We start from the raw sequence: 567 nt of genomic DNA on the forward strand, positions 1-567 counted from the left end.
GAAGCGTTCTTACCGCCAGATTGAAGACCAACTCGGGTGCTCGCACCGCGCGATTTCCCGAGCGAACCAAGCGCTGCGAAGCCTTGGCCTAACCACTGCCCAGCAGGTCGCGGCGCTGACGAATGACGAGCTGGACGAGATATTCGTTGACAAGCGCAGTAGCGGGCAAGGCGAGTTCGTCCCGATTGACTTTGACGCGGTCGTCAAAGCACGCACAGGGCGTGTGAAGCAAACACTGCAAGTATTGTGGGCTCGGTACACCACCAACCCCGCCCAGCCGGGCCAGCGTCACTACAGCTACGACCGATTCCGCCAGTTGGTTGCCTCCCATGTCGATGCAGCCGGGCTTACCGCCCGGATCACCCATGCACCAGGGCATACGATGCAGGTGGATTGGGCGGGGACCAAGATGTGCCTGTACGACCCTGCGGGCACACCGGGTGCGAAAGTCAGCATTTTCGTTGCCGCGCTGCCGTATTCAGGAATGCTGTTTGCCTGTGCGTGTATTGACCAGCGGCAACAGTCCTGGCTTGATGCCCACCGTCAAGCGTTTGACTACTTTGGTGG

1 pseudogene is annotated in these 567 nt (G+C 60.1%); it reads left to right on the forward strand.

What is annotated here, in order from left to right:
* Positions 1-567, forward strand: a pseudogene (locus HMPREF3056_RS12395) (IS21 family transposase); the annotation flags it as partial.

It is taken from the genome of Corynebacterium sp. HMSC056F09 (assembly GCF_001815785.1).
In the GTDB taxonomy this organism is placed as follows: domain Bacteria; phylum Actinomycetota; class Actinomycetes; order Mycobacteriales; family Mycobacteriaceae; genus Corynebacterium; species Corynebacterium hiratae.